The sequence below is a fragment of the Mesorhizobium sp. B2-4-3 genome (genome assembly GCF_006442815.1).
Lineage (GTDB): Bacteria > Pseudomonadota > Alphaproteobacteria > Rhizobiales > Rhizobiaceae > Mesorhizobium.
Genome location: NZ_VFVL01000067.1, coordinates 1 through 4,158, shown reverse-complemented (window position 1 = coordinate 4,158; position 4,158 = coordinate 1). Strand labels below are relative to the sequence as shown.

Below are 4,158 nucleotides of genomic sequence, written 5' to 3'. Positions count from 1 at the left end.
ACGGTAGGGTGCCTTCTGAGCAGGCGAGGAACGACATCAAGCAGCACGTCGATGCCCTTGCGCCCTTCGAGCCTACCGATGAAGGCAATCCTCACTACTCCTTGGGGCAGCGGGTCGGGAAGCACTTCGGGCAGGGTTGAGAAATCTTCCAGGCCAAGGGGCACCATCGCAGTGCGGGCATCTTCGAGCGCGACGTCATAGACCGTCGATATATCGTGGCGAATAGCTTTGCTGATCGCATGAATTCCAGCCGAGTCGCGCAGCAGACGAGCCTCTAGGGCTAACATCGGCTTGGCGAAGCCTTGCATGAATTGCAGGTCGTCCCTGTGATGGTGATGGCTTTCAAGCCAGAAATGCAAGGTCGTTTGCAGGCCGGTCACAAGTGGAAAGCGGTTGTCGAGCAAGATGGCCGCGCCTTCGCAATCCCAGATCGGCGCGTAGACAACATCGACCCGCTGGCGCTCCGCCAGCCGGTTGAGCTCTTGCAGCATAACCGCCGAATGGGCCCAGATGTGTGGGGGAATGTCGACTCCCTGCGGCGGGCGCGAGGTCGGTTGCCGAGACGCGACGCGGTGGACCCACACGCCTTCCTCGAAATCCACGCGATCATGTCCTTCTCCACGGGTAAGCACATGAACGTTGTGCCCAATAGCGGCGATCGCCCGAGCCAGTTGATTGATGTATCGGCCGACCCCACCGACCAGGCCGGGGGGATATTCTTGACTTACAAAGGCAAAGGTATTGCGACCGCCTGGCGGTTTCAGACGCGAGAAGGGTAGGAATGGCGCCGGGGATTTCGAAGCGAACGCAGGGTCCATCAAGCGCCTGTCACCGCTCAGCCCGCGCTTGAGACCAACCTCCCATGCTTTCTCTTCGTCGGCTTTGAAAAGATCGAGATCTGCCGACGAGAGCAAACGGCTGGTTTCTACATGATTGCGCACGTCCGCTTCTTGCGCTTGCGCAAAGGACATCATGTTCTCGACCGCAGACCTGATGCTGTAGTGGCCGACGTTGTTGACGAGGGAGAAATAGAGCTTGTTTTTCAGCACCGGATAGCGGACGCGGGTTACGCGATCTGCAGTGCGGATGATGCTTGGCAGGAACTTGTGGTGGACCACGGCATTAGGCAACTGCCGTATTTTCCAACCCGCATCGTTGATGCGGCAGCACAGGTCGGTTTCATCCAGATAGAATTCATACTCCTCGTCGAATCCGCCCATGGCAAGCAGAACGTCACGCCTGAAGGCCGCGTTCGTTCCCTGGAGGTACGGGAAATTGTAGGAGTAGGGGAAATTGTACTCGTCGGCTGGAGTGTTGCGTTGCCAGTCCGCGTTACCCTGCCTGTCGGCAGAGGAATAGCAATATTGTTCTTTTGCGCCCGTATGATCCATAACGATACCGCCTGCGGCGGCAACTTCCGGATCACCGAAAGCCTGGAGCAAATCAACCATCCATTGCGGCTCAGGCATGCCGTCATCGTCAATGAAGGCAACGATCTCTCCGGCGGCTAGCGCAATGCCGAGATTCCGGGAGACCGAGAGATTGCGTACGGGATTCTTCGCTACCTTAATTCGGCCATCCCATTCAGCCAGTATCTTCGCGACACCGTCTTCTGTCGGGCCACGCACGACACACACTTCGTATTCGGGGCCGTCCAGGAATTGCAGGCAATGCAAATTGTTTGCGAGAGCGTCCGCGCGACCGTCCGTGCAGACGACGATAGAGATTCTAGGGCCATCGTCCTTCTTGTCCACTAACCCGCCGACTTCATTATCATGCATAAGAAAATGTCTTCATCTCGCAGATAGTTCTCCGCAATTATTTCCCTTGGCGTCACTACAGATTTCGGACGAGGCAGATGTCGCAAAACATCATTCTCTGCAATGCGAGGTAATGCACACGCCAACCGAGACGGGCGCAGAACCAGTTCACCACCTGAACGATGCCGTATGGCGCGTTGGAAGCGTGATCCGCCATGATGTAATCATTGAAGACAAGGTAGCCCGTCCGCGAAAGCTTCCGGGCCGCCACTTCCGCATCGCGCAATACCCCTTCAAGAGTATGATCCCCGTCGATGTAAATGATGTCGTAGAGTCCGTCAGGCTGCTCTGACATGAGTTGGCTGCTGTCGCCTTCGAAAACACGCATCTGGCCGCTGGCCCTCTCTTGGGCAACGCGTCCCTCGTAGAATTGACGATGGGTCTGACCCCGAAACGTATCGACGGAAGGCCGACCCCAGATCGTTTCGATTTAGTGCAGTCGGAAAATATCGAACGCATCGAACTTGGTTGGTTCCAGCGTGCGAAGAACGTGTTCCGAAAAGTCTCCAAACGCGACGCCGATCTCTGCGAACTTTCCGCCATGTGGCAAAGAGGCCAGCGCATCTTCGCGCGTTGCAAGATCCGGGCGTTTTCCACATGTTCCTGCGCCAGTGAAACGGGGTCGTTGGAAACATCGATGGAGGCGCTGGAGTTTGGCACGGACTTTCGCTCGCCTTTGCCCACGTGAAGAGATGTAAAACGCGGGTTCCTCCAAATCTGGGTGCCGTCGACTTCGGCCATGAGTTCGAGCGATCCCTTGTCGCGATCGAAGGTGAAACGGGTCGGCTTTTCATTTTCAAGCACCCAACCCGCGCGGTGCAGGGTTGCGATCAGACGACCATCCAACTGGCGAGAATGCGTGCCGATAACCAGCCACTTTGCTCGCTCGCCGAGTTCTTCGACGCTTCCGGCCACGAGGTCAGCTTCCCAACCTTGCACGTCGATATGAATGAGATCCCAGACCGCCCTGCGGGCCAGCAGATCTCGCAGAGGGACAATTTCAACGTCGATATAGTCATGTACCGCATGCGGGATGTAATCAGCGTCGTCTTGGTTCACCTCGCCGTCCTTGTCACGGACCGGCCGTCCACCGCCGGAATTGGCGGCGTCGCTGATCCTGGGCCAGCGTGCGTGCCCTGCCTCTGTGCCTACCGCGGCGCGAAGCAGACAATGCGCCTCGGGATCAAGGCCGTTGTCGATGAAATGTTGTCGCATCAATTCGAAGCGGCCGGGATCGGCCTCGACACCAAGCAAGTGAACATCTTCGATGCCGAGGTGTTTGCAGGCAACGGCGCCCGCCGCCAGCCAAGGACCCCAGCCAGCGCGGAGTTCCATCATCGCGAAACTGCTTCCGGCGGAGACTACGGCTTTAAGTAGGCCGATCCATTCGATAGCTTCGAAGAGGTCATGCGGAACAGGTAGGCCGAACACGTGCCCGTCAAACTGTCGGGCATTGTTCCAGAGCGACGTGGTTCGCGTGCGCGTGCCAAGAAAGTCGGTCACGAAACCTGGCTTCGATTCGGGCCTTACATTCTTGAAAAGGTCAAAGACCCTGATATCCTTGGCGGAGTACCCCGCAAATACTTCTCCTGGCGTGGGGCTTGGCGACCTCTCCTGAACCAGCGGAACCTCAGGCGTGAGTTCGGCACTTGGAGAAGGAGTCGGCCAGGACAGCTTCTTGGCGACAGCTTTGCTTGCGGTATCACCAAGAACAGTATCGAGCTGGCGCAGCCGCTCCAAAGTTTCCGTCGCCGTATGCGGAAGATAAATTAGCCTCTTGAAGTAACGCAAGGCTTTGGTCGGTATTGGAGAGCGTCCGGTCATGGTGCTGTGGCTACAATCTCGAATTCGAAGCATTTGCCATTCCGGCGCCCTGCAACCGGAATGGAGATTCCCTCGAAGCCTGCCTCCTGCAGGAGCGTTCGCAAGCTGTCGGGCGTGAACAGATTGAAATGGTAATCGCCGTCGTAATCCTGCGCGCCGTAGGTCACCTCACGAAAGTCTTCAAATGACATCGCTCCGGTTGTCACCGCCTGCACCATAGCGGCCGCGTCCGGAGTCACGGCTTTGAACGTTCCGCCGGAGCGCAGCCTACTGCGCCAGTAGGGGAGCAGCCGGCGACGCATGGTCTCAAGTGGGAAATGCTCGATTAGATGCGCCGAGAAGATTTCGTTTACGCAGCCTTCCCTGACAGGGAGGTCACCGACATCGGCAACGATATCGACGCCCGGGAGGTCACGGGTATCGACATTGATATAGTCAGCGAGCGCGATATGGCCGCAGCCCAGGTTAAGGCGAAGCTGTCCTTTTCCGACTGCTGTCTCGAATTTCTTGCTGG

The 4,158-nt window shown here is 57.4% G+C and carries 3 protein-coding genes; all 3 read right to left on the bottom strand.

Annotation, left to right across the window (positions count from 1 at the left end):
• Nucleotides 1-1,781: glycosyltransferase (locus FJ956_RS30280; RefSeq protein WP_140782021.1), on the bottom strand; the 1,781-nt coding region annotated here is incomplete at its 3' end.
• A gap of 147 nt (nt 1,782-1,928) precedes the next feature.
• Complete coding sequence (locus tag FJ956_RS30275; RefSeq protein ID WP_181181054.1) at nt 1,929-3,611, bottom strand: FkbM family methyltransferase; 1,683 nt, start codon at nt 3,609-3,611, stop codon at nt 1,929-1,931.
• 29 nt (nt 3,612-3,640) lie between these two features.
• Nucleotides 3,641-4,158, bottom strand: a 518-nt coding sequence (locus FJ956_RS30685) for a hypothetical protein (RefSeq protein ID WP_210243618.1), incomplete at its 5' end; no start/stop codon positions are given.